The following is a 25,236-nucleotide window of genomic DNA, read 5'->3' on the forward strand; positions in this document are numbered from 1 at the left end:
CAGCGCGTGTTGGGAGTTCGAATCTCTCCACCCCTGCCATATTTAAGGCTCTAGTCGTAAGACTGGAGCCTTTTTTCTTTCCATTGTTTCAAAACTCGTTTCCTTCCATTTTCTCATTATAAAATGCCTTTTTTTCGCCAAAAATTACATTCAATACGTATATGTTTTCTGATGACGACTAGTATGAAAAGTAGAATTCATTCATTTGGAATAGTTATGAGGTTACTTTATACATCGGCTCTTATTTTTTATTCGCTTGCCGTATCGGCAACTCCGTGGGAAAAAGAAAAAAGCCCGACAAGAAACTCAACCTCATCAATAGGAAGTTATGCCAATGGTTGCCTCGATGGCGCACAGGCCCTGCCGATTAACGGGGAGGGTTATCAAATTATTCGCCCTCAGCGAGAGCGCTACTATGGCCATACCGAGGCCATTCAGTTTATTGAAAGGCTAGGTGCAATTACAAGCGAGCAACTCAATACCAACTTGTTAGTTGGCGATATTTCACTACCTCGAGGGGGCCGCTTCTCATCGGGTCATTCAAGTCACCAGACTGGGTTGGATATTGATATATGGTTGAGGTTAACCAGTAAGAGGCTTACTGAGAATGAACTTGCTGTCCCTAAACCTGTGAGTGTTGTGGATCTTACTAACTACAAACTGCGTAAATCTAATTGGACCGATGATCACTTTCAAGTTATTCGCTATGCAGCGAAAGATAAAAAAGTGGTGCGTATCTTTGTTCACCCTGTCATTAAACAGGCCCTTTGTGATCAAGATAGCTCTGATGTTAATGATAGATCTTGGTTAGGTAAAATAAGACCTTGGTGGGGGCATCATTCTCACTTCCATGTTCGTTTAAAGTGCCCGGAAGGCAGTTCAAACTGTATAGCTCAAGCAAGCCCTCCTAAAGGTGATGGTTGTGGGTATGAATTAGCAAGCTGGGCTCCGAAAACTGTGCCAGAGCCACACCAAAAAGTAGCGAAAAAGAAGAAAAAAAAGAAAGTTAAAGTGATGCCTAGTCAGTGTTTGGCTTTAATATCAAATCAGTAATCTGAGTTTGGTCGATCATCTAAGCGTTAATGACGCACTCGTATTTTCGTCAAAGATGTAGGGGAAATGTCACTCGATTATTTAGAGTTTATAAATACAGAATAGAACTTGTTACGGATATGAGTCGAGAGTATTTTATTTGATGTCTCTATCTCAGATGAAAATTGACGAGAATAGCTTGAGTATCAGTATGAGAAAGAGGGGGAAAGTATCTCTGAAAAGTGCTGGGTAAGAAAAGGTTCAACTCAATGATTCAGTTGAACCTTTTATCTGTCAGGTTAAGCCTTGAATGATGACAAACTTTTCAAGTAACTCGTCATCAGTTTCAATATGATTTGGGTCAGTGATAATGCATTTGGTAATGGGGCACACTGATTGACATGTTGGCTTTTCATAGTGACCTTTACACTCAGTACATAAATCAGGATCGATCTCAAAGATTCTGTCGCCCATAGTGATTGCACCATTTGGGCATTCTGGGTCACACATATCGCAGTTGATGCACTTGTCAGTTATTAGTAGAGCCATCTATCTTTCCAAAATAAACGTTATTTACCTGATGCGTTACGCGTATCTTGGCCTTTGTTCAAGTTGCGCATTAACAAACCGTACTGTAGGTCTAAATCTGTTGGTACAGGAATAAATACAAAGTGACCGTTGCCTTTCGCATCGTCTACAGCTTCAGATTTACGATTTTCCATGACTTCTAATTTGAAGACAACGTTACCTTTCGGTGTCATCATCTCTAAGCTATCGCCTAATAGGAACTTGTTCTTCACTTCTACTTCAGCTAGGTCACCACGGCGCTTACCCGTGAACTCACCAACAAACTGTTGAGTATCTGAGATAGAGTAACCGTACTCGTAGTTTTGGTATGTGTCGTGTGTATGACGGCGCAGGAAGCCCTCAGTGTAGCCACGGTGAGCTAGGCTCTCTAGCGTACCCATTAGGCTTTCATCAAATGGTTTGCCTGCTACAGCATCGTCGATAGCTTTACGGTAAACCTGTGCTGTACGTGCACAGTAGTAGAAAGACTTAGTACGACCTTCGATTTTAAGAGAGTGAACACCCATCTTCGTTAGTCGCTCAACGTGTTGGATTGCACGAAGGTCTTTTGAGTTCATGATGTAAGTACCATGCTCATCTTCAAACGCTGCCATTTTTTCTTCTGGCTTGTGTGATTCAGAAAGCAGAACCACTTCGTCTGTTGGTTTACCAAGACCTAGTGTGTTGTCTGGACGCTCATCTTGAACTTCAATGTCTTGCGTTTCTACTTCTTGAATAGCAACACCAGTAGGGTTTGCTTCAACGATCTGACCGTTTTCGTCTTCTTTCGCAGCTTCTGTCTTGTATTCCCAACGACAAGCGTTAGTGCAAGTACCTTGGTTTGGATCGCGTTTGTTCATGTAACCAGAAAGTAGACAACGGCCTGAGTAAGCCATGCAAAGTGCACCGTGAACAAAGATCTCTAGTTCTGTTTCTGGGCAGTGTTCGCGAATCTCTTCGATCTCTTCAAGCGATAGCTCACGAGATAGGATTACACGCTCAACGCCTTGAGTTGACCAGAACTTAACGGTCGCCCAGTTTACTGCGTTTGCTTGAACAGAAAGATGGATTGGCATTTCAGGGAATGCTTCACGAACCATCATGATAAGACCAGGATCTGACATGATAAGCGCGTCAGGGCCCATATCTACAACTGGTTTAAGGTCGCGAATGAATGTTTTTAACTTAGAGTTGTGCGGCTGAATGTTACATACAACATATAACTTTTTGCCTTGAGCATGAGCTTCATCGATACCGATTTGTAGGTTTTCGTGATTGAACTCGTTGTTACGAACGCGAAGGCTGTAACGTGGCTGGCCTGCGTATACAGCATCTGCGCCGTAAGCGAATGCGTAACGCATGTTTTTGAGGCTTCCTGCCGGTGATAATAGTTCCGGTACAAATGGTTTTTGTGTCGTCATTGCTTCGTTCTCTAGTCTGATCTCAAGTCAGGTTGATACCACCAAGTGATATCAAAGGGGCGCAAATTTTACGCTAAAATGAGTTGGGTTGATAGCCCTAAAGATAACGATGGTATTAAGAAGAGCGCGGAGCTGGAGGAAATGCTGCAAGGTAGCTGGGAATTAAGCTCAGGTGCTGTTGACACCTGAGCTTCAAATTACATCAGTTAAGCGTTAGGTTGAGTTAACCCGCCTAATGATTCAAATAGGTTTGGTAGGAAAACACTGAATTCACCACATAGCAGTGAGAAGTCTGCATCAAAACGCGCTGCTTGATCTTCGCGAGGAATATCGTCGTTCTCATCTTTTAGTTCGTCACTGAATTTCAGGCGCTTGATGCTGCCATCTTCAGCAAGAATGAACTCAATGCGATCTTGCCAGTTGATCAGAAGCTTAGTTACCACTTTATTGGCTTCGATGTGGTTTTTAATCTCATCAGCTTCTAGTTCTTGTTTCTTAACTCGAACGATACCGCCGTCTTCTTGGATTGATTTAAGCTCTGCTTCATCGAGCATAGTGATACCTTGAGGCGTATTACCAGATTTCACCCACTCTGTCAGAGTCGTTTCAATCGCTTGCTCTAGAGTAGCAGGCACTACTGGCAAGCTACCCATTGTTTTACGTAGTAATGCTAGTACGTCTTCTGCTTTTTTGTAGCTGCTTGCATCAACCACAATGAAACCTTCTTTTGGCATGATCAGCGCGTATGTAAAATTACTGCGGCTGAATGCACGAGGAAGCAGATCAATGATGATGTCTTCTTTTAGGCTGTCTTTCTCTTTCTTTTTAAGAGGTGTTCCCGATTCTGCCTCAAGCGTTTCTACTTTTGCGTTCAGTGACTCTTTGATCACAGAAGCAGGTAGCATTTTCTCTTCTTTCTTTGCACAGATTAGAATGCGGTTTTCTGAGACGTGCGTCATCATATCGCCATGTTTGCCCATTGCGTGTACCCAACCAAATTTCTGTTTGTCTTGGCTACCACAAGGAGTAAAGCGGAATTCTTCAAGTTGTTTCTCTAACTGATCTGCGTTGAAATCAATATCACGGTTGAAGCGATAGACTAGGCAATTTTTAAACCACATAAATATTTCTCATACCTTTTTAGAAGTGCCTCATGATATGAGATCTAATTCGATTTGTCCTTAGCTCTGTATCAAAACTTACAAAGTGAAATGTTTGAGACAGTTATATGAAAATTTGTTTTCAAAGGTCACAAAAGTGTCATAATTAACTCAGATAATGCAATGCGTTGATTACTTATAAAGGCTATTCAATTATGTCGAGAAGGATTCTGGTCGTTGAAGATGAAGCACCAATTCGTGAGATGTTGTGTTTCGTGCTTGAACAAAAAGGCTACCAAGCAGTAGAGGCTGAAGATTACGATACAGCGGTAAACAAGCTATGTGAACCTTTCCCAGATCTAGTGTTACTAGATTGGATGCTACCTGGTGGTAGCGGGATAAACTTTATCAAGCATATGAAGCGTGAAGAGTTAACTCGCAACATCCCTGTGGTGATGCTGACAGCTCGTGGTGAAGAAGAAGATAAAGTTCGTGGCTTAGAAGTTGGCGCTGACGATTACATTACCAAACCATTTTCACCAAAAGAGTTAGTCGCTCGCCTGAAAGCGGTTATTCGCCGTGTAACACCTACAGCATTGGAAGATGTGATTGATGTACAAGGTCTTAAACTAGACCCAGTCTCGCATCGCGTTACAGCAAGCGAAGGTCCCGTAGATATGGGACCGACAGAATTTAAAATGTTGCACTTCTTTATGACGCACCAAGAGCGTGTATACAGCCGAGAGCAGCTACTTAACAACGTTTGGGGTACGAATGTTTACGTTGAAGACCGCACCGTTGATGTGCATATTCGACGCCTACGTAAAGCGCTTGAATCGGCAGGTCACGATAAGCTAATTCAAACGGTTCGCGGCGCGGGTTACCGTTTTTCTACAAAAGCTTAATGTGGCTTCGCTGCAGTCTACGGAGTCCTGAATGGTTGAAAAGTTAACCTGGAAAAAGCTGGTTTGGGAACTGGTTTTTTTTTACGCACCATGGGTTTTAGTCGGATGGGTATTCGGTTATTTACCTTGGTTACTGCTGGCTGCTACGGTATTGCAGCTCGGCTGGCATCTACACAATCAAATGCGTTTGTCCGCATGGTTGTGGGATGAGAAGCGTCTAACACCACCTTCAGGCTCAGGAAACTGGGAATCTCTGTTTAACGGTATTTACCGTATGCAACAGAGACAGCGTCGTAAAAGAAAAGAGCTGACCAACCTGATCCGCCGTTTTCGAAACGGTGCTGAATCTTTACCCGATGCCGTTGTGGTGTTTCGCGGTGAAGGGAATATTGTTTGGTGTAACAAGCTCGCTCAATATTTGTTGGGCTTTCGTTGGCCGGACGATTCTGGGCAACCGATCTCGAATCTGATTCGTACGCCAGACTTTATTAAATATCTGAACAAGCAAGATTTCTCTGAGCCATTAGAGATGCCTTCACCTCTGAACGTGGAGCGTATGCTTGAGTTACGTATTGTGCCTTATACCGAGGGTGAACACCTGATGGTAGTGCGTGATGTGACTCAACTAAAACAGCTAGAAGGCATGCGTCGTAACTTCTTTGCTAACGTTTCTCACGAATTGCGCACTCCAATGACCGTACTTCAAGGCTATCTTGAAATGACGGAAGATCCAGACATGATCGTCGGCCCGATGTGGACCAAGGCGCATGGTGTGATGACTGAGCAATTGAATCGCATGAACAGTTTGGTGAACCAACTACTTACTCTTTCAAAAATAGAAGCGGCGCCAATGCACGAGCTAGACGAAGTAGTCAATGTACCAGCGATGCTCGAAGTCCTTGAAAAAGAAGCCGCGAGCTTAAGTGGTGACTGTGGGCACAAACTTGAGTTTGATATCGATACGAGTTTACGAGTATTAGCCGATGAAGACCAGTTGAGAAGTGCGATATCGAATCTGGTTTATAACGCGGTGAAATACACACCACCAGGTGCTACGGTTAGGGTACGTTGGTATCAAACAAGCCAAGGCGCGTGTTTGGATGTGTCAGACACTGGAGATGGTATTGAACCTCAGCATTTACATAGACTGACAGAACGCTTTTATCGGGTCGATAAGGCGCGCTCACGTGATACTGGCGGCAGTGGTTTAGGGCTCGCTATCGTTAAGCATGCGCTGAGTCATCATGATTCCCATTTAGAAATTCAAAGTGAAGTGGGGGTTGGTAGTCGCTTCCATTTCACGTTGCCAAATAGATTAACCGTGTCATGAGTTGTTTAATACGCAGGGTGCGTTTCTCAGTTAGTTTGTTGTTAGCATTTGCTTTGGTTCACACTGTTTATGCGGAACAGAGCGTCAAACCTCTTCCCGATTATTCCAAGGTGCCAGGCATTTCGGGGAGTTTGCTGTCGGTAGGTTCAGATACCTTAGCGGGAATGACAACGTTGTGGGTTGAAGAGTTCAAATCTTACTACCCGAACGTGAATGCTCAGGTCCAAGCTTCTGGCTCGGCGACGGCCCCTCCAGCTTTAACAGAAGGTACAGCTCACCTTGGACCAATGAGTCGTCCGATGCGCTTACGAGAAATTGAAGCGTTTGAAAGAGAGCATGGCTATAAGCCCACCGCGCTCAGAGTCGCTATCGATGCTATTGGCGTGTTCGTACACAAAGATAACCCGATCAAAGGGCTCAACTTCCGTCAGATAGATGGCATTTTCTCGGAGACTTTACGCTGCGGTGGTGTTAGGAATATCGAAAATTGGCGAGAGTTAGGTATTAAACAACCTTGGGCAAAGCATCGCTTCCAACTGTTTGGGCGAAACTCGGTGTCTGGTACTTATGGTTACTTTAAGCAGAATGCTTTGTGTGGCGGTGATTTTAAGAATCGCGTTAATGAACAGCCAGGTTCAGCTTCTGTTGTTCAATCTGTTGCTTTGTCTATTAGCGGTATTGGGTATACGGGGATTGGGTATCGTGTTGCGGGTGTGAGACAGATTCCTGTGGTTAAAGAGGGTGACCAATATGTGCATGCAACAAGAGAGAACATCCTAAGTGGCGCTTACCCGCTTTCACGGTTCTTATATGTTTATGTGAATAAACACCCCAAAAAGCCGCTTTCTCCGGTCGAGCAAGAGTTCTTAACCTTTATCTTTTCTAAACAGGGTCAAGAGTTGGTGGAAAAAGACGGCTACGTTTCAATCCCTCACGAGTACGCTCAACAAGAGCTCGCAAAAGTAGGGCTTTAATACCCTTATTGGCAATTAGGCATTTTGGTTTTCATCAAAGCTTAGTTGCCATTCAGCATTGCTCCAAAGTTCCTGTTCAGCGACTAAGTCCGCCGCTAATAACTTATTATCATCAAGCCAATCATCGTCTGCACCACAAATCTTCCAATGGTCTTTATCGATGACTTCAATGCGCGTTTTTAAACGAGCAGTATCGTTGCGTTGGCCATTGAGAATGATTGAGAGACGTAAGATTCGAATCAAACTGATCAAGTGCTTGCTCTTAAACAGATTCAATTCAGGCATGTCTTGCAGCTTAAGCGCTTTACGTTGGAAGCGAGCTAAGGTCGACATGACCATCTGTTGTTCGCTGTTAAAGCCCGGCATGTTGGTATGTTGCAGAAGATATGCCGAATGTTTATGGAAACCTGTGAAACTAATACTCAGTCCGACTTCGTGTAATAGAGCACTCCATTCGAGGAGTTCAAAAAGCTGACTTTTTTTCTTAATGCAAAGTTCATCGCAGAGCTGATGTAAGAACTCGCTGGCTTGATCTTTTACACGAGTCGCGTGATCGAAGTCAACAGAGTGCTTGGCTGCTAGGTTTTCTGTAGTTCGCATGCGAATGTCTGAACGCCGAAAACGATCTTCCATCTCATACAGCAAGCCTTCACGAAGCGCGCCGTCTGAAAAGTTCATCTCTTTGACAGAAAGAGCCATAAATATTGCTGTGAGTATCGCCACTCCGCCAGCAAAGACGGGTTGGCGCTCTTCGGTCAGTCCCTTGATCTTTATCTCTTCTATGTGGTCGTGTTCACACAGTACATCAGTCAAATGGCTCAATCGTTTTTCGGTGATAATAGCATCTTCGTACCCCATTCCGACTAAGACTTCTTTGATCGCTTTGATGGTGCCTGAAGAGCCAAGAGCCGCATCCCAGCCTTTCTTTTTATATTTAGCGGCAAGAGGTTCTAGGCGTTGTTGAGCTGCAATAATAGCCTTGGAGAAGTTCTTACGAGAGAGTTTTCCATTCGAAAAGTATCGTTGAGTGAAGCTTACGCAGCCCATCTGTTTGCTGTTGACGAGCTTCGCTTCAAACCCTTGACCGATAATCAACTCAGTACTGCCGCCGCCAATATCAATGACTAACTTGGAGTCTGACTCTGGTTGTGTGTGGGCTACGCCTAAATAGATAAGTCGCGCCTCTTCTTCTCCGGGAATCACCTCGATAGGAAATGGGAGTACCTCTCGCGCACGTTGGATAAATATATGGGCGTTGTTTGCTTGGCGAAGCGTGTGAGTAGCCGCAATGCGCACATTCTCGATTTCAAAGCCTTGTAGACGCTCGGCAAACATAGCAAGACACTCTAAACCACGTTCGATGGTTGCATTGCTTAGGTTTGATTGGTCATCGAGGCCAGAACCAAGCTGGACTCTCTGCTTATGTCGGCTGACTAGTTGTAACTCTTGTCCAATAACTTTCGCTACAACCATGTGGAAGCTATTTGAGCCTAAATCGATGGCAGCGACATGTTTGGTTGTTGATGCCACGGCCTCTAGTGGGGTGGTATTTTTAGAGTCTTCAGGCGTATTGGCCTTGATGTTTTTAGCTTGGCTCATCGTGAGATTGTTGTTCCCTAGCTTTTCGAGTCTGTTTCTCTACCTGCTTGAGGTAATCATAGATGGCGACTTGTGAGCGGCGTTTTTTACGGTTACCACGAGGGACGTAAGCGTTGCTCATCTCTTTGTCTATCCACCTTGCTTTAACTGTATCGGTAAAATGAATATTTACAATGTCGATGATGCGTTGTTTCAAACGTTCATCACGGATTGGCGCTGCGACTTCAATGCGGTGGTCGATGTTTCGTGTCATCCAATCCGCCGATGAGATGAACACCTTAGGGTCGCCATCGTTATGTGTAATCAAAACGCGTGGGTGCTCTAGGAATCGGTCGATGATACTGATGATTTCAATGTTCTCGCTGATGCCTTCTACTCCTGGAACCAGTGAGCACATACCTCGTATGATCATACGAATTTTGACTCCGGCATTGCTTGCACCATAAAGTTTGTTGATCAGCCCTTTGTCGACTAAGTTGTTCACCTTCAATGTTATTTCTGCTTTCTTGCCGGACTTGGCATTAGCAGTTTCTGTATCGATAAGACGGTAAAGCTTTTTACGTGAATTACGTGGCGACACAATTAAGTGGTCAAACCTTACAGGGCGGTAAGGGTTCTCTATATACCCAAAGACATTACGCACCTCGTTAGTTAGCTCTTGATCGGCGGTGAGCAACGAGAAGTCAGTGTAAATTCTTGCTGTCTTTTCGTGGAAGTTACCCGTACCGATATGCGCGTAATAAGTGATTTCTTCACCTTCTCGGCGGCTGATAAGAAGTAACTTAGAGTGGATCTTCAAACCTGTAGCACCAAAGATTACGTGAACGCCAGCGTCGGTTAGAATTTTTGACCATTCGATATTGGCTTCCTCATCGAATCGAGCTTGAAGTTCAACCACCACAGTTACGTTTTTCCCATTGTGAACCGCATCAATCAACGAGTTCATTAACTGAGAGTTTTTCGCTACACGATAGATGTTGATCTTGATGCCGATGACTTTTGGATCAAATGAAGCCTGACGAACCAACTCTGCTATGTGATCAAAGGTATGGTATGGATAGTTTAACAAGATATCTTGATTCTTGATGGCATCAAAACTGTTATCAAACCCATCAAAGTCGGCGCATGACATAGGGGGTAACGGCTTGTTTTCTAAGTATTCACGACCTACATTCGGGAAACCAATGAAATCTTTAAAATTATGGTAACGACCACCAGGAATCAGGTTGTCGTAGTTAGAGATCCCTAATTTACCACACAAGAAATCCAGCATATTTTTCGGCATTGTGTGTTCGTAAACAAAACGCACAGGCATTGCACTGAGCCTTTGAGCGACACCTTCCGACATCTGTTCTAGCAAACTATGTTCGACTTCATGACTAAGATCGTATTCGGCATCACGTGTCATTTTCATCGCGTGACAGTTGAGTTGATCGTATTCAAAAAAGCCTTTAAATAGGTCATCAATGCAGTATCGGATGATGTTATCAAGTAAGATGATCGTCTTGCGGCGCTTTCCTTTCTGCTCTGGAACCATGACAAAGCGCGGAAGGTGATCGGTCGGTATCTCTATGACGGCGTATTTGGATTGCTGCTCTTTTTGAAGTTCGACGGTCAGGTAGGCATATTCATCTTTTAAGAATTGAAGCACATTAATCTCGTCGGTCATCAAAAGGGGAGTGATGTGTGGAAGTACTTCTTTCTTAAAGTATTTTCTTATCCATTTCTTTTGAGGATCATTCAATTGCGTCTCGTTGACCAAGAAAATCCGTCGCCTTGCCATCTCTAGAATAAGCTCATTGTAGAGTTCATCAAAACGTTGGTTCAGCTTAAACGCTTTGGTTTGCATCTTAGTAAGCAAATGCTTTGAGTTATCGTGGATCCCACGTTCTTGGTTGATCAAAATACGACGTTTAACATCAGAGAATCGAACTTTGTAAAACTCGTCTAGATTATTAGAAAAGATCCCAAGAAATCGCACTCTTTCGATAAGAGGCACCGTTTTGTCCGCTGATTCTTGTAAAACTCTCTCGTTAAAGGAGAGCCAACTGAGTTCTTTTTCTATATAGAGCTTTTCAGCGTTCATAATCCATCCTAGACATCTTAAAGAGTGTGAGATTACTCAAATTGTAAAAATGAGCAGAGTATGCTGTTTTTGTTACGGTATTATTTCACTCTACAGTTTCAGCAAAACTTACTATTATTTTCAGTTGTTTAATGTGAGTTGTAATATAATTGTCATGTAAACGAAATATTATGATATTAGCTCAAAAAAGGTAGATAGACAGATGACCGCAGCCGAAATTTCATTGAAAAAACGAGATAAAAAAAGATGGTTGAAAGACCGTCTTATGCGTTTTGCAGTGACGTTAGGTGGTGTGAGCGTATTGGCGGCACTGGTTCTTATCTTTATTTACCTAGCGATGGTTATTCTTCCTATCTTTGCTGACTCAAGTTTAGAGACAGATCAAAAAGTTCAACCTGTGATAGTACAAGATCCGATTGCAATGACGATCGATGAATACGGTCAACATGCTTTAGTGATCGATCGCGATGGTTCGGTAGATTATTGGACTCTTGATAATACTCAATCGACTCCATACTTCTCAGCGTCAATTATTGAAGACTCGGTTGCGTTTGCTCGAAGCGCGCCCTCAGACAATTGGTTCGCCTTTGCTAACCGCCAAGGCCAAGTGCAGTTGTTTCAGCCTAAGTTCTTAAAGCCTCTTGCCGTAAGAAAAGGTCAAGCCGATAGCCCTCGTATCAACTACCTTCAACTCAAAGGTAAACCGTTTGAATTTTTAGATGACATCGCTTTGAGTAGTGGCTTGAGCGTTGAAAAGCTAACATTTGCGACCGACAATAGTCTTTTGACGCTGGTGGCTCAGTTATCCAATAACCGCATTCTAATAAAATGGTACCAAGCGTCATTGACTGGTGAGTATTCAGAGGTTAACTCCCAATGGTTATCTAAAGAGTTTGGTCAGCAAGACCAGCTTTTAATGACGCCTAACGGGCACACTCTATATCTTCGCAACGCCTCTGATCTTACGATTCTAACCACTGAAGCGAACGAGTTCTCGGTTAGGGAAGTGATCGACTTAAGTTTAGGTGATGAGCTGCATTCCGTTAAGAGTATTGACTTGTTGTCCGGTGCTTATTCTCTGCTCGTGAGTCATTTTGATGGGCGAGTCTCTCAATGGTTTGATGTATTAAGCAATGAGAAACGTAGCTTGACTCATATTCGAGATTTTAAGTTACCTTCAGAGGTACAGTTCTTATTACCTGATACTTATCGCAAAGGCTTTTACAGTTTCTATCAGAATGGCACGATTCAAAGCCACTATACGACAAGTGAAAAGTTATCTCTGTTTGAGAAAGCTTATAAGAAGTCGCCACAACTCGCGGCCATGTCTGCAAATGAAATTCACCTCGCGACACTGAGTGATGGTGTTATTAGTCTTGCTTTAGTCGATAACCCATACCCAGAGATATCTTTTTCATCGTTATGGCAAAAGGTTTGGTACGAGAGCTACCCAGAGCCTCAATACGTGTGGCAATCCACTTCGGCAAATGATGATTTTGAAGGGAAATTCAGCTTAGTTCCTCTGACTTTTGGCACACTTAAGGCCGCACTGTTTGCGATGATATTCGCGGTGCCCATTGCGGTACTTGGCGCTATCTACACCGCTTACTTTATGACTCCAAAGATGCGTCGAGTGGTAAAACCTTCGATTGAATTAATGGAAGCGCTACCGACGGTCATTATCGGGTTTGTAGCGGGTTTGTGGTTTGCTCCTATCGTGGAAACGCATTTAACTGCTATTGTCTCACTGTTGTTGGTGTTACCTCTTAGCACGTTGGTTGTTGGTTTAATTTGGTACTGCTTACCACACGATTGGGTGAGCCGTTTTCCTAATGGCTGGCATGCATTGATTCTGGTTCCTGTGTTGATTGTGACTACTGTGATCGTGCTTAACTTGGGTGGGGAAATTGAATCGTTGTTGTTTGCTGGTGATATCAAGCTCTTTTTAAACCACCATGGGATCGATTTTGACCAACGTAACGCTCTTGTGATTGGATTCGCGATGGGCTTCGCTGTTATCCCAACCATTTTCACTATCGCAGAAGACGCTATTTTCTCGGTGCCTAAGCACTTGTCGGATGGTTCTTTAGCGTTAGGTGCTACGCCTTGGCAAACTCTAATATATGTTGTTCTGCTTACTGCAAGTCCCGGAATTTTCTCTGCAATCATGATGGGGTTGGGTAGAGCGGTTGGTGAGACCATGATCGTGCTGATGGCGACCGGTAATACGCCTATCATGGATTGGAATATTCTTGAGGGGATGCGAACGCTATCTGCGACGATTGCTGTTGAGCTTCCTGAATCAGAGGTTGGTAGTCCTCACTTTAGATTGTTGTTCCTAGCTGCGTTACTTCTATTCTTATTTACCTTCGCCGTGAACTCGATTGCGGAATGGGTAAGACAAAGGCTGCGAGATAAATACCGTGCTTTATAATTTTTATCAGAATCGTCAATCGCAACCAGTAAGAGAGCTTCTTCATGTTTAAGTGGATTAAATCGGGATCTCCTTGGATATGGTTAACTGGTGGTGCCGTTAGTATTAGTATGCTTTCGGTACTTGGCCTGATCTTATTTATTGGCTGGAAAGGGTTAACCTATTTCTGGCCTGCGCCCCTGTACCAATGGCAAGTGAATGAAACAGAAAGCCTTGCAAATGTGCCATTTCAGCATCAAGAGATGACAAAGAACCGTTTAATCGGTCAACTCTATGATCGTAAATACATTCCGGTTGAACAACTGTCGAATGTGCAAGATAAGAAGTTGCCGCAAGAGATTATTGATAAAGGGGTCGTTCGACGTCTTAGTATCAAAATTGCTAACCGCGAACTGTACCCTGCGGATTTCGTATCTATTCTTGAGGTGAACCTTAAAGAACCAACCACACCAGAAGAGTGGGCTGTGATCGAGCGTAGCCGCGGTGGGTACTTCTTCGGAAAGCCGGTTGGCTTTAGGAGTGCTGACGGTGTTCTAACCGATGATATCGAGAAAGAACTGGATGAAGGCTTAACTCACGCCGACACGTTGCGTGATGAAATTAAAAAGATCGTTAACCAAACGGTCCGCACAACAAGTTGGGCGTTAGAGCAATTACGTTTAGAAAAGCGTAAAAGAGAGCTCAATGACAACCTGTCAGATACAGAGCGACAAGAGCTGGAGTCTAAACGTTTGGCTTTAAGGAGTGAACTCGCCTCGGGAGAATATCAACTCGACTCTTTAAGACAGCAGCTCAACCTTGATACTCTGATTGTTGAAGATATGACGGGCAAAGTCGTTGAGATTCCGCTGAGTGAGATCTTAGACTTTTGGTTCCCAAATCAGATGACCTACCCAGAGAAAGTGCTGCATTGGTGTGAGCAGGTCTGGAAATTCTTATCTGAAAAACCTAGAGAGTCCAACTCTGAAGGGGGGGTGTTCCCTGCGATTTTCGGTACGGTACTTTTAGTGCTGATCATGTCGATTGTCGTTATGCCACTTGGTGTCATTGCCGCGATTTATCTAAATGAATACGCAAAAAACAATGCGCTAACTCGTTTGATTCGTATTGCGGTTATTAACTTAGCGGGTGTGCCATCCATCGTTTATGGTGTATTTGGTTTAGGCTTTTTTGTTTACACCATTGGTGGTTCTATAGATTCGTTGTTCTACGCGGAGCGTTTACCTGCGCCGACATTTGGTACGCCAGGCTTGTTGTGGTCGGCATTGACTCTGGCTGTGTTAACATTGCCTGTCGTGATTGTGACCGCCGAGGAAGGGTTAACGCGAATCCCGAGTTCTGTGAGGCATGGTTCTTTAGCTTTGGGGGCAACCCCATCTGAAACCTTGTGGCGTATCGTTTTACCGATGGCGAGCCCTGCGATTATTACCGGGCTTATTCTGGCTGTAGCACGTGCTGCGGGAGAAGTAGCGCCATTAATGCTAGTGGGAGTAGTGAAATTAGCGTCGAGTTTACCTGTCGATGCGCAGTTCCCGTATGTTCACCTCGACAGAAAGTTTATGCATTTGGGCTTTCACATTTATGATGTGGGTTTTCAAACCTCAAACATAGAAGCGGCAAGACCACTGGTTTATGCGACATCATTTTTGTTGGTTACTGTGATTGTTGGGTTGAACCTGACCGCGATTAATATTCGAAATAACTTGCGTGAAAAGTACCGAACCTTAGGACAAGATTAAGATGTTCTCAATTAATGAAACCTTGGGCTATCAAGCGCCTTTAGATGTGCACAACCTAACTGAAGAGCAAACAGCTATCTCGATTGAAGGGCTGAACCTATACTATAAAGAAGCGCAGGCACTTGATGATATCTCGATGACAATACCTAAAGGGCAGGTGACGGCGTTTATCGGTCCTTCGGGTTGTGGAAAGTCGACACTGCTTCGCTGTATTAACCGTATGAACGATCTTGTTGAAGGCTGCAAAGTCTCCGGCAAAGTGAAGTTGTACGGAAACAATGTTTATCATCCTAAGGTTGATGTAGCAACCTTAAGGCGTCGTGTTGGCATGGTATTTCAACGCCCGAATCCTTTCCCTAAATCCATCTATGAGAATGTGGTTTATGGGTTGAGGCTGCAAGGTCTGAGTAATAGTCGTGATCTTGATGATGCGGTTGAGCGTTCATTGCGTGCAGCGGCATTATGGGATGAAGTAAAAGATCGTTTGCATGAGAATGCCTTCGGTTTGTCTGGTGGCCAACAGCAACGCTTGGTTATTGCTCGAGCGGTTGCGATAGAACCGGAAGTACTTTTGTTAGATGAGCCAACATCGGCCTTGGATCCAATTTCTACTTTGACTATTGAAGAGTTAATCAACGAGCTAAAAACACAATATACCGTGGTAATTGTGACTCATAATATGCAACAGGCCGCTCGTGTTAGCGACCATACTGCCTTTATTCATATGGGGAAATTGATCGAGTACTCAGATACGGACTCAATATTTACGTCACCATTGAAAAATCAAACAGAAGACTACATTACAGGTAGGTACGGCTAACTGTTGAGTCGATGCCACCTAGAGCTAAACCACTCTATATAAACGGTTTGATTTATTTCTTTGCAAGGAGCTGATATGCATTTCGGTCGCCACATTTCAGGGCAATTTAACGTCGAATTAGAATCGATCCGTACTCACGTACTCACCATGGGTGGGCTAGTGGAGCAGCAACTTTCATTTGCAATGCAAGCGCTTCACAGAGATGACGTTGAACTGGCTAAGAAAGTGATTCGTGACGATCATAAAGTGAATGCGATGGAAGTGTCTATCGATGAGGCATGCACGCGTATTATTGCCAAGCGCCAGCCCACCGCAAAAGACCTTCGTTTGATTATGGCGATCATCAAAACGATTACTGATTTGGAAAGAATTGGTGATGTAGCTTCTAAAATAGCGCAAGGTGCGATAGAGGCCCCCTCGGCCAAAGACCAGAAGTTTCATGTTTCTTTAGAGCCTCTTTGTCGTCAAGCGATAACTATGCTCCATCAGGTATTGGATGCATTTGCACGTATGGATGTTGATGCCGCGGCTGAAGTACATAAGCTTGATGATAAGCTAGACGCTGAATACGAAGCTGTAATTCGTCAGCTAATGACTTACATGATGGAAGAGCCGCAGAATATACCTATTATCTTACAGGTTATGTGGTCAGCTCGTGCTATTGAACGAGTGGGCGACCGTTGCCAAAATATTTGCGAATATATTATCTATTTTGTTAAGGGCAAAGATGTTCGCCATCTAGGTGAACAAAGCCTAGATGACGTACTAAAATAAATTGAACTCATCTCTTTGAAAGGTGATTGCCAAACGACTTAAACCAACAGTTGGCAGTGACCGTAATGAACCTAATATATGTCATGAGTGAGATTCGGTAATTTGGTACTCTTCGGTTTATGTTAATGGTTATTACTCTTTAATAGTTAAAGCGAACCTCACATCAAATACCTTACTGGCATCAGTGACAGGAATCTGGTAATCATCAATGTCATCACTCCCCATTTGAGCGGACGATCCGTTTTCCATTAGGCTAGCTCTTGTGGATTTCCCTGAAAGGTGAAGAGCAGGTACTTGGGTGGCGCATTGAATCATTTTAGCATTCGCAGCGTTAACGCCAGCCCCTGCCATGATATCAATTCGTCCGTCGGCTTGTTTGACCATTGCTGCCAATACATCGATGCCTTGCTCGGCATTAACAGCAAGTCCTGATGTCAGGACTCTTTCGCATCCAAGTGAAATGATCTGCTCTAATGCTGCTTGGAAATCAGAGCTTTGATCGATGGCTCTATGGAAGGTTATCCCAAGCTTTAACGAGTGCGCTTTTTCAGCCAGTTGTTGCATTTTTGGCATATCAATACTTCCGTTAGGCGCTAACACACCAAGTACGACCCCATCCAACCCTGCACTTGCACAAGCTTCAATATCTTCAAGCATACAGTTCATATCGTCGTTATCGAAAATAAAGTCGCCTTGTCTAGGTCTTATTATAGCGTAGACCGGAACGGACGAAATTATTGCCGCTTGCTTCATCATTCCGAAGCTTGGAGTTAATCCGCCAAGAGCCAATGAAGAGCAAAGCTCAATACGATTAGCTCCGCCTGCTAGGGCATTGTATAGGGACTCTAAGTTATCGATACAGACTTCAATTTCGGTGTTCATCGTGTTTATCCGTTCAAAAAGATACTGATGAAATAATAGCAATCTAGGTGTGATTCTGAATAGATGGGGATAAGGGAAAATAGAGGTAAAGTTTAGGTTTATCGCTACCTCAATTATCTATTACAAGAGGCAGTCTAGGGTGGCGCGAGGAGGGGAAAACAAAAAGCCCGAAGCGTTAACTTCGGGCTTTTAATAGGACTTTACTTCTTAACTGATTGGCGGTGCGCTTTGCGCTATTAGCTTATGCTTTATGTCTCTTTGTAGAGAGTCTTCCAACCATTAACCCGCGTTGAGTTCGGGCTTAAGAATGTAATTACTTGCTTAGGTCGTCAGCGTGCTCAGATAGGAATGCTGCAACACCTTTTGGAGATGCGTCCATACCTGATTTACCTTCTTCCCATTGTGCTGGACAAACTTCACCGTTCTTCTCGTGGAAGTTTAGTGCGTCTACCATGCGTAGCATTTCGTCGATGTTACGACCTAGCGGAAGATCGTTAACTACTTGGTGACGTACAAGACCGTCAGCATCGATTAGGAAAGAACCACGGAAAGCAACACCGGCTTCTGGGTGCTCAACATCGTATGCTTTGCAGATTTCGTGCTTAACGTCAGCAACTAGAGGGTATTTAACTTGACCGATACCGCCGTCAGCGATAGCAGTGTTACGCCATGCGTTGTGAGAGAATTGTGAATCGATAGAAACACCGATTACTTCAACGCCTTTAGCTTGGAAATCTTCTAGACGGTTGTCGAAAGCGATTAGCTCTGAAGGACAAACGAAAGTGAAGTCTAGTGGGTAGAAGAAAACTACCGCTTTCTTACCTTTAGTGAATTCTGCGAAGTTGAAGTTATCAACGATCTCACCGTTACCTAGAACAGCTGCTGCAGTAAAGTCAGGGGCTTGACGACCTACTAGTACCATTTGGAATCTCCTAAAAAATTAGTTGGCCCAACACATCTTTGTTTGGGCTCCGTTTCTACGGGACAAACTATAGTACAATATGTACTATAGAAAAAAGCGAATTAAATAGATTAAGTTAATCGAAAAAAACGATGAGCTTATTCTTTGCCCAGTCCTTAGGTCTGATGACCTTTATCTAATTTATCCTACTCATATTACAAAGTAATTTCATGAATAAATGGCCAAGTCTTAAGCAACTTCACTATCTGGTTACGCTTCACGAAACTCGTCACTTTAGTGATGCTGCTGATCGCTGTTTCGTTAGTCAATCTACATTAAGTAAAGGCATTCAAAATTTAGAGGAGCTGATTGGTTGCCCTCTCTATGAGAAGAAAGATAAAAAGAGCCCATTAGTTTTTACTCAAGCGGGTGAGCTGGTGGTGAAGCATAGTCGAGAGCTATTGGCGAAAGGGCAAGACTTAGTCGAGCTTGGTAGTTTGTGCAATGGTGATACGATGCAAGGTCAGCTGCGGCTGGGGTGTATCCCTACTATTGCCCCGTTCCTATTATGCGATTTGGTACAAGAAGCTAATCAACGCTTCCCACAGTTGAACTTGCTATTACGTGAAGACACGACGACTAACTTATTGGCGGCACTGCGTCATGGTGAGTTAGATGTGTTGATTCTGGCTCTGCCTGTCGATATCGACAACATGGAGAGCAAAGTGGTTGGGCAAGATCCTTTTAGAATGGTGATCAGTCGTAATCAAGCTGATGGGATTCGTGTTCCTATTAAATATGATGATCTGCCAGACGAATCTGTTTTCTTGTTGGAGAATGAACACTGTTTAACAGAGCATGCAGTGTCGGCCTGTAAGTTAACAGACAAAGAGAAGATAAACCCGTTCACCGCCACAAGCCTCCACACATTGGTGCAAATGGTGGCAAATGGTTTAGGAACCACCTTTATTCCGCAGATGGCTATCGATCACGGTTTGCTTGAGAATCAGAATCTCGTGGTTATTGATCCTCCAGGTCAGAAGGCTTACCGCGATATTGGCCTAGTTTGGCGACCAAGCTCATCACGTCGTGAAACCTTCCACCAATTAGCCGATGTGGTGTCTGAGTTGTTGTAGACAATATTGAAGCATCAAGCCTAATTTTGAGCGGCGAGTTAAGCCGCTCTTTTTGTGACTTCATTCGATAAGAAAAACGCCACAATAGTGGCGTTTATAACGTTATATTTTGAAAAAGCTCAGTAAGTCTTTTTGTTTCACAGCTAATGAAGACAGCTCTTCACTTGCTTGTTTGCTTTGCTCGATTCCAGAGACATTTTGGTGGACAATATCAAAGGTTAAAGAAACATTTTGTGAAATGTCCTGCGTGACCCCAGACTGTTCTTCAGATGCTGTCGCGACTTGTGTATTCATATCTGAAATAAGGTCGACAGACTCTGTTATTGATGCAAATGCCGTTCTGAGCTGTTCACTGTAATGACGAGACTCTACGGCTAGCGATAGGTTAGATTGCATGAATTGATTGGCATCTTTCGCTTGTGCTTGAAGTCGAGATATTATTTCTTGAATGTCGATAGTTGACTGTTGTGTTTTAGCGGCCAGAGAACGAACCTCATCAGCAACCACAGCAAAACCTCTTCCTTGCTCGCCAGCTCGAGCCGCTTCAATGGCTGCGTTGAGCGCTAGCAAGTTAGTTTGCTCCGATATGGCGTTGATCACTTCAATAACAGTGCCGATCTCCACTGAGTACTCTTGCAGTTGATTGACGATGTTTGATGTCTCTTCGATCGAGTCTTCAACCTTGCGAGAAATATCATCGGATCTATCGAGTGAAACGCCCCCCTCTTTTACATTGGAAGTTGCGCCGGTTGCTGCATTCTCAGCGCTAGCCGCATTTTGACTAACCTCATTTGCAGTACTGGAGAGCTCATTGATAGCGGTTGCTATCTGTTCCATTTGACTCAGTTCTTGTTTAGCATTTCCTTCGGTCTGACTCATCACTGCGGCTAGCTCAACTGAGGCTGCTGAAACGTTGTCTGAAATTTGGTGGAAACCATCAATGATTCGGCGCAGTTCTTGGCGCATCGCTAAAGTGTTAGCGTATATACCGGTTTCTTTACCTGTAATTGGAATCTGCTTAGAAAGATCGCCAGAAGCAACCTCAGCAACAATGGATTGGATATCACTCGGCTCTCCTCCTACTACCTTCCAAACACTACGGTAAATTGAAATGGCAATACTTAGGGAAACCGCTACAACAATAATAGAAAGAATGCCGAGAACCCACTGAGCACTAGAAAATCGCTCGACCATACTAGGCCCGACAGAATCTTGTTTTGCTTGCGTCGATAGTTTGATTTCTTCAATGGTTTTAGCCGCATTGATACCAGCAAGATCAAGAGTCTCTGTAATGATGCTGTTGCGCTCGTTTATTGTGTTAGTGACCTTCGAAAATGTGGAACGATAAGTTTTTGAAGCATTAGTAAAGTCGTTTAGGTGGCCGATTTGCTCCATCGACATTAACTGCGATTCGATAGTTTTTGCTATTAATGCTGCAGAGGACAACTCTTTTTCAGCACGCTGAGCATCTTCTGTTTTATTGCTGGCCAAAAACTTAGAAGCGTACAATCTTGATAGTAAGACATGCTGTTGAAGTTCCCCTGAACTTGCGGCAACCTCTAAATCTTCTTCGACTGAAGCCTGGAGCATTAAGTTCGTTACTGCTTTTCGCATATCGATACCTGAGGGTGCTAAAGTTTCTTGAACTAGATTGTTTTCCGTATTGACCAATTGAACAACTTTGCTAAAGCCGTGGCTGTATTGCTCAAGCTGCTTCTTTATCATTAGAAATTCACTTTTGTTCAGGTTGTCAAAGCGAGAGTCTAGTAGGTTATCGATCAATTGATTTGATACTGTGATACGTCTACGCAATTCAGATATATGTGAAGGAATAGGGTTCTTAATATATTTAAGTGCAGACAAACGAGCCTCCAGTATGTTGGCTTGGATTCGCCCTGTCGAGACACTGGTCAATGCAAGGGAACGGTAGCTATTAAACCCATTACTTGATTGATAAAAGCGTAATGAAGCAACGACTGAAATAACCAAAATTAGCGTGAGAATCACACCAAAACCCAAGGACAGCAATTTCTTTAAACTCATAAATACATTTCCTAGTGAAGCAGCTTTTTTATTCTTAATAATTCGGCATTATTCTAATGATAAACATATTAATAAATAGTGCTGTTTCACTATATTTTGCATCTAAGAATGATGTGCAAAGTAGGTTGTTGATATTATTATTTTTTTAAGAGGGGGGGGATCTAGATATGTGAAGAGCCTTAGATAAAAAAGGCTCTAGAGGTTATAGCGAATAAAATAAGTGGATTAATTTTCGACTTCTTCTGGCTCCGCATCTTCTTGTAGTTCTAGTAGGTTGATCGCTATCGTGACGAAGTCGCTGTCTGTAATAATACCCACTAATTCATAATTTTCTACGACAGGCAAGCAGCCCACTTTGTGTTTCTGCATATAGATAGCTGACTCTTTTAATCCTGCACGCGGTTCTACCGACATAACGCTTTTGTGCATAATGTCATTGAGGGGAGTGGCAAGAGTAAAAGATTGAGCTTGTGGGATATTTTGTAGGCTGGATTCTTGAGCGGCGAGAACGTCTCGTTGGGTAACAACACCAAGTAGCTTTCTGTCAGCATCAACGACTGGGATATGGCGGATATCAAGCGCTTCCATCATGTGTTTAGCATCGGCCAGTGAGTGTGAGCGCAATAGAGTATGAGGGTTGCGAGTCATCATATCTTCAACCTTGATCATACGAACCTCCTTCTTTTTTATTTGTTGCTATTACTATAGTTTTTTATCCAAAAAATAACTGAGATCTGACGCATTCTTGGGTGAGTTTTATGCAACTAATTCTTTAGTTTGAGGTGGTGAATCAGTAGCATTATTTTACGCCTCTTTACAATAATCCAGTGCTGTAAACCTTGCTATTGCGGCTCGTGTGCCTATACTAGCCCACTGCGAAATTTTTAGTCGTGTTTGTGATGTGTTTCTGGTAACGATTGACTTACCGTAACGATTGATCTGCAACCATGACTTATTATTCGTCAACAGCACAAATCTCATCAACTAAGACAAGACTACAAACATGCAAGTTTCAGATTTTCACTTTGACCTACCAGATGAACTCATTGCTCGCTACCCTCAAGAAGAGCGTACAGCAAGTCGCCTGCTTAAATTAGACGGCAATAATGGCAACCTGACAGATGGTTCGTTTAAAGACGTTTTAGACTTGGTTGAGCCAGGCGATCTTGTTGTTTTTAATAACACTCGCGTGATTCCTGCTCGTGTATTCGGTCGCAAGGCCTCAGGCGGTAAGCTTGAAGTGCTAGTGGAGCGTATGCTCGATGAGAAAAGCATTCTTGCGCATGTTCGTTGCTCTAAATCACCGAAGCCGGGCACTAAGTTGTTCCTTGGTGAGAACGATGAGTATGAAGCTGAAATGGTAGCGCGTCATGATGCGTTGTTTGAAATCCATTTCACATCCGATCAAAGCGTTCTAGAGATTCTTAACAATGTTGGTCACATGCCACTGCCTCCTTACATCGATCGTCCTGATGAAGATGCAGATAAAGAGCGCTACCAGACTGTCTATAATGAAAAGCCGGGTGCGGTTGCAGCGCCAACAGCAGGTCTTCACTTTGATGATAAGCTAATGGCTGGCATGAAAGAAAAGGGTGTTGAGTTTGCTTACGTGACGCTTCACGTTGGAGCTGGCACATTCCAGCCCGTAAAAGTGGACAACATCAATGATCACCACATGCATGCTGAGTACGTTGAAGTGCCGCAAGAAGTGGTGGATGCCGTAGCTGCTGCAAAAGCGCGTGGCGGGCGTATTATTGCGGTTGGCACAACATCGGTTCGTTCACTAGAAAGTGCAGCGCAAGATGCACGTAATAAAGGCACAGAGTTAGTTCCTTTCTTTGGTGACACAGAAATCTTTATCTTCCCAGGTTACGAATACCAGTTGGTGGATTGCTTGATTACTAATTTCCACCTACCAGAATCAACACTGATTATGTTGGTGAGTGCGTTTGCTGGTTACGACAATGTGATGGGCGCATACGACCACGCCGTGAAGAGCGAATATCGTTTCTTCAGCTACGGCGATGCGATGTTCATCAATAAGAAAACGAGCTAATTTAAGCTGGTTTAAGCGATACAAAAATTTACGGGTGCTAGCAGTAAGCTAGGAGTCGGGCAGGGTGTCTGTCTAATCTCTCGCAAGGAATACGCGACCGCTCCTCATAGAACCCACTAGACTGAACTTTTGTTTGGCTTAAGGTTCTGAATTAACAGTCAGATTGTTTCTCTGGCATATTGGAGGCTTCGTGAAATTAAAATACGAACTTAAAAAAACTAATAGCGGCGCGCGTCGTGGTCAACTTCAGTTTGAACGCGGTACCGTTGAAACCCCAGCATTCATGCCTGTAGGTACTTACGGTACTGTTAAAGGTATGACACCTGAAGAAGTAAAAGACACAGGTGCTGAAATCCTATTAGGTAACACATTCCACCTATGGCTACGTCCTGGCCAAGAAATCATGAAAATGCACGGTGACCTGCACGATTTCATGAACTGGCACGGTCCTATCCTGACTGATTCAGGCGGCTTCCAAGTATTCAGCCTAGGTGCAATGCGTAAAATCACTGAAGAGGGTGTTCATTTCCGTAACCCTGTAAACGGTGACAAGATCTTCATGGACGCTGAGAAGTCTATGGAAATCCAAAAAGATTTAGGTTCAGATATCGTCATGATCTTCGATGAGTGTACGCCTTACCCTGCGACACACAAAGAAGCAAAAGACTCAATGGAGATGTCTCTTCGTTGGGCTGAGCGTTCACGCAACCACTTCGACAAGCTTGAAAACCCGAACTCACTATTCGGCATCGTTCAAGGTGGTGTGTACGAAGACCTTCGTGATGTATCTGTTAAAGGCCTAACTGAAATTGGTTTTGACGGTTACGCAGTTGGTGGCCTAGCAGTAGGCGAACCAAAAGAAGATATGCACCGCATTCTTGAGCACACATGTCCTCAACTGCCGGAAGATAAGCCACGCTACCTAATGGGCGTAGGCAAACCTGAAGACTTGGTTGAAGGTGTTCGTCGTGGTATCGACATGTTTGACTGCGTAATGCCAACGCGAAATGCACGTAACGGCCACCTATTTGTGACTGAAGGTGTGATCAAGATCCGTAATGCGAAGCATAAAACCGATACAACACCACTAGATTCAGAGTGTGACTGTTACACTTGTAAGAACTACAGCAAGTCGTACTTACACCATTTGGATCGTTGTAACGAAATCCTAGGTGCTCGACTGAACACGATTCATAACCTGCGTTTCTACCAACGAGTAATGTCAGACATTCGTCAGTCTATCGATGAAGACCGCTTTGAAGAGTTCGTTGCAGAGTTCTACGCAAGAATGGGGCGTGAAGTGCCACCACTAGGCAAAGAATCTTAGTATTTCTTTTTTTGCGAGCCCTATCTCTCTTCCAAGAGGTGGGGCTTGAAAATAAAGGGATACAACCCAATTAGACAAACAATTACCAAAATATAATAGAGGATGTTTTT

20 protein-coding genes are annotated in these 25,236 nt (G+C 43.7%); 11 read left to right on the plus strand and 9 right to left on the minus strand.

Annotation, left to right across the window (positions count from 1 at the left end; genetic code table 11):
• The first annotated feature begins 216 nt into the window (after nucleotides 1-216).
• Nucleotides 217-1,053 (plus strand): penicillin-insensitive murein endopeptidase, encoded by an 837-nt coding sequence (mepA, locus tag WR49_RS07810; RefSeq protein ID WP_017056159.1) that lies wholly within the window; start codon nucleotides 217-219, stop codon nucleotides 1,051-1,053.
• Between the two features lie 273 nt (nucleotides 1,054-1,326).
• Here the strand turns inward: mepA and WR49_RS07815 are convergent, their stop codons facing one another.
• The 3 genes from WR49_RS07815 to rdgC all read right to left on the minus strand — a co-directional run bounded on the left by WR49_RS07815 (nucleotide 1,327) and on the right by rdgC (nucleotide 4,141).
• On the minus strand, nucleotides 1,327-1,581 hold the full coding sequence (locus WR49_RS07815) for a YfhL family 4Fe-4S dicluster ferredoxin (RefSeq protein ID WP_017056160.1): 255 nt from the start codon (nucleotides 1,579-1,581) through the stop codon (nucleotides 1,327-1,329).
• A gap of 20 nt (nucleotides 1,582-1,601) precedes the next feature.
• A complete protein-coding gene (gene trhP, locus WR49_RS07820) occupies nucleotides 1,602-3,020 on the minus strand; it encodes a prephenate-dependent tRNA uridine(34) hydroxylase TrhP (protein ID WP_017056161.1) in 1,419 nt (472 codons plus the stop codon).
• A 206-nt stretch (nucleotides 3,021-3,226) separates the two neighbouring features.
• Nucleotides 3,227-4,141 (minus strand): recombination-associated protein RdgC, encoded by a 915-nt coding sequence (gene rdgC / locus WR49_RS07825; RefSeq protein ID WP_046223638.1) that lies wholly within the window; start codon nucleotides 4,139-4,141, stop codon nucleotides 3,227-3,229.
• Between the two features lie 194 nt (nucleotides 4,142-4,335).
• Between rdgC and phoB the strand changes: the two genes are divergently transcribed.
• The 3 genes from phoB to WR49_RS07840 are packed head-to-tail and all read left to right on the plus strand — an operon-like array spanning nucleotide 4,336 to nucleotide 7,329.
• On the plus strand, nucleotides 4,336-5,025 hold the full coding sequence (gene phoB, locus WR49_RS07830; RefSeq protein ID WP_004735064.1) for a phosphate regulon transcriptional regulator PhoB: 690 nt from the start codon (nucleotides 4,336-4,338) through the stop codon (nucleotides 5,023-5,025).
• Between the two features lie 31 nt (nucleotides 5,026-5,056).
• On the plus strand, nucleotides 5,057-6,355 hold the full coding sequence (gene phoR, locus WR49_RS07835) for a phosphate regulon sensor histidine kinase PhoR (protein ID WP_046223639.1): 1,299 nt from the start codon (nucleotides 5,057-5,059) through the stop codon (nucleotides 6,353-6,355).
• The gene (locus WR49_RS07840) at nucleotides 6,352-7,329 is read left to right on the plus strand and encodes a PstS family phosphate ABC transporter substrate-binding protein (protein ID WP_046223640.1); all 978 of its coding nucleotides are present in this window, start codon (nucleotides 6,352-6,354) and stop codon (nucleotides 7,327-7,329) included. The genes phoR and WR49_RS07840 overlap by 4 nt, the downstream gene beginning before the upstream one ends.
• A gap of 15 nt (nucleotides 7,330-7,344) precedes the next feature.
• On the opposite strand, the gene ppx is transcribed toward WR49_RS07840, so the two are convergent.
• A complete protein-coding gene (gene ppx, locus WR49_RS07845) occupies nucleotides 7,345-8,928 on the minus strand; it encodes an exopolyphosphatase (protein ID WP_269429467.1) in 1,584 nt (527 codons plus the stop codon).
• Complete coding sequence (ppk1, locus tag WR49_RS07850; RefSeq protein WP_046223641.1) at nucleotides 8,915-11,014, minus strand: polyphosphate kinase 1; 2,100 nt, start codon at nucleotides 11,012-11,014, stop codon at nucleotides 8,915-8,917. The genes ppx and ppk1 overlap by 14 nt, the downstream gene beginning before the upstream one ends.
• Nucleotides 11,015-11,216: 202 nt before the next feature.
• Here ppk1 and WR49_RS07855 point away from each other — a divergent pair, with 202 nt between their 5' ends.
• The 4 genes from WR49_RS07855 to phoU all read left to right on the plus strand — a co-directional run bounded on the left by WR49_RS07855 (nucleotide 11,217) and on the right by phoU (nucleotide 16,781).
• Nucleotides 11,217-13,448 carry an ABC transporter permease subunit gene (locus tag WR49_RS07855; RefSeq protein ID WP_046223642.1) on the plus strand — a complete coding sequence of 744 codons (2,232 nt, stop codon included), beginning with the start codon at nucleotides 11,217-11,219 and terminating at the stop codon, nucleotides 13,446-13,448.
• Between the two features lie 44 nt (nucleotides 13,449-13,492).
• Nucleotides 13,493-15,187, plus strand: coding sequence for a phosphate ABC transporter permease PstA (pstA, locus tag WR49_RS07860; RefSeq protein WP_017056169.1), 1,695 nt, complete (start codon nucleotides 13,493-13,495; stop codon nucleotides 15,185-15,187).
• Between the two features lies 1 nt (nucleotide 15,188).
• Nucleotides 15,189-16,007: a phosphate ABC transporter ATP-binding protein PstB gene (pstB, locus tag WR49_RS07865; RefSeq protein ID WP_017056170.1), complete on the plus strand. Its 819-nt coding sequence runs from the start codon at nucleotides 15,189-15,191 to the stop codon at nucleotides 16,005-16,007.
• Between the two features lie 75 nt (nucleotides 16,008-16,082).
• Nucleotides 16,083-16,781, plus strand: coding sequence for a phosphate signaling complex protein PhoU (phoU, locus tag WR49_RS07870; RefSeq protein WP_017056171.1), 699 nt, complete (start codon nucleotides 16,083-16,085; stop codon nucleotides 16,779-16,781).
• A 132-nt stretch (nucleotides 16,782-16,913) separates the two neighbouring features.
• Here phoU and WR49_RS07875 read toward each other — a convergent pair whose 3' ends face one another.
• Both WR49_RS07875 and WR49_RS07880 read right to left on the minus strand, forming a co-directional pair.
• Complete coding sequence (locus tag WR49_RS07875; protein ID WP_017056172.1) at nucleotides 16,914-17,663, minus strand: copper homeostasis protein CutC; 750 nt, start codon at nucleotides 17,661-17,663, stop codon at nucleotides 16,914-16,916.
• A 313-nt stretch (nucleotides 17,664-17,976) separates the two neighbouring features.
• Nucleotides 17,977-18,585 carry a peroxiredoxin C gene (locus WR49_RS07880; RefSeq protein WP_004740353.1) on the minus strand — a complete coding sequence of 203 codons (609 nt, stop codon included), beginning with the start codon at nucleotides 18,583-18,585 and terminating at the stop codon, nucleotides 17,977-17,979.
• A gap of 209 nt (nucleotides 18,586-18,794) precedes the next feature.
• Between WR49_RS07880 and WR49_RS07885 the strand changes: the two genes are divergently transcribed.
• Nucleotides 18,795-19,700, plus strand: a complete 906-nt coding sequence (locus WR49_RS07885; protein WP_046223643.1) for a hydrogen peroxide-inducible genes activator — start codon at nucleotides 18,795-18,797, stop codon at nucleotides 19,698-19,700.
• Between the two features lie 102 nt (nucleotides 19,701-19,802).
• Here WR49_RS07885 and WR49_RS07890 read toward each other — a convergent pair whose 3' ends face one another.
• Together WR49_RS07890 and WR49_RS07895 are read right to left on the minus strand one after the other, a co-directional pair.
• Nucleotides 19,803-21,743 (minus strand): methyl-accepting chemotaxis protein, encoded by a 1,941-nt coding sequence (locus WR49_RS07890; RefSeq protein ID WP_046223644.1) that lies wholly within the window; start codon nucleotides 21,741-21,743, stop codon nucleotides 19,803-19,805.
• A gap of 225 nt (nucleotides 21,744-21,968) precedes the next feature.
• Complete coding sequence (locus WR49_RS07895) at nucleotides 21,969-22,412, minus strand: CBS domain-containing protein (protein WP_017056175.1); 444 nt, start codon at nucleotides 22,410-22,412, stop codon at nucleotides 21,969-21,971.
• A gap of 334 nt (nucleotides 22,413-22,746) precedes the next feature.
• Between WR49_RS07895 and queA the strand changes: the two genes are divergently transcribed.
• Both queA and tgt read left to right on the plus strand, forming a co-directional pair.
• Complete coding sequence (gene queA, locus WR49_RS07900) at nucleotides 22,747-23,799, plus strand: tRNA preQ1(34) S-adenosylmethionine ribosyltransferase-isomerase QueA (protein ID WP_046223645.1); 1,053 nt, start codon at nucleotides 22,747-22,749, stop codon at nucleotides 23,797-23,799.
• A gap of 190 nt (nucleotides 23,800-23,989) precedes the next feature.
• Entirely contained in the window at nucleotides 23,990-25,126 is a 1,137-nt protein-coding gene (tgt, locus tag WR49_RS07905) for a tRNA guanosine(34) transglycosylase Tgt (protein ID WP_017056177.1), read from the plus strand.
• Nucleotides 25,127-25,236: the final 110 nt, after the last annotated feature.

Source organism: Vibrio sp. ECSMB14106 (assembly GCF_000972265.1).
In the GTDB taxonomy this organism is placed as follows: Bacteria; Pseudomonadota; Gammaproteobacteria; order Enterobacterales; family Vibrionaceae; genus Vibrio; species Vibrio kanaloae.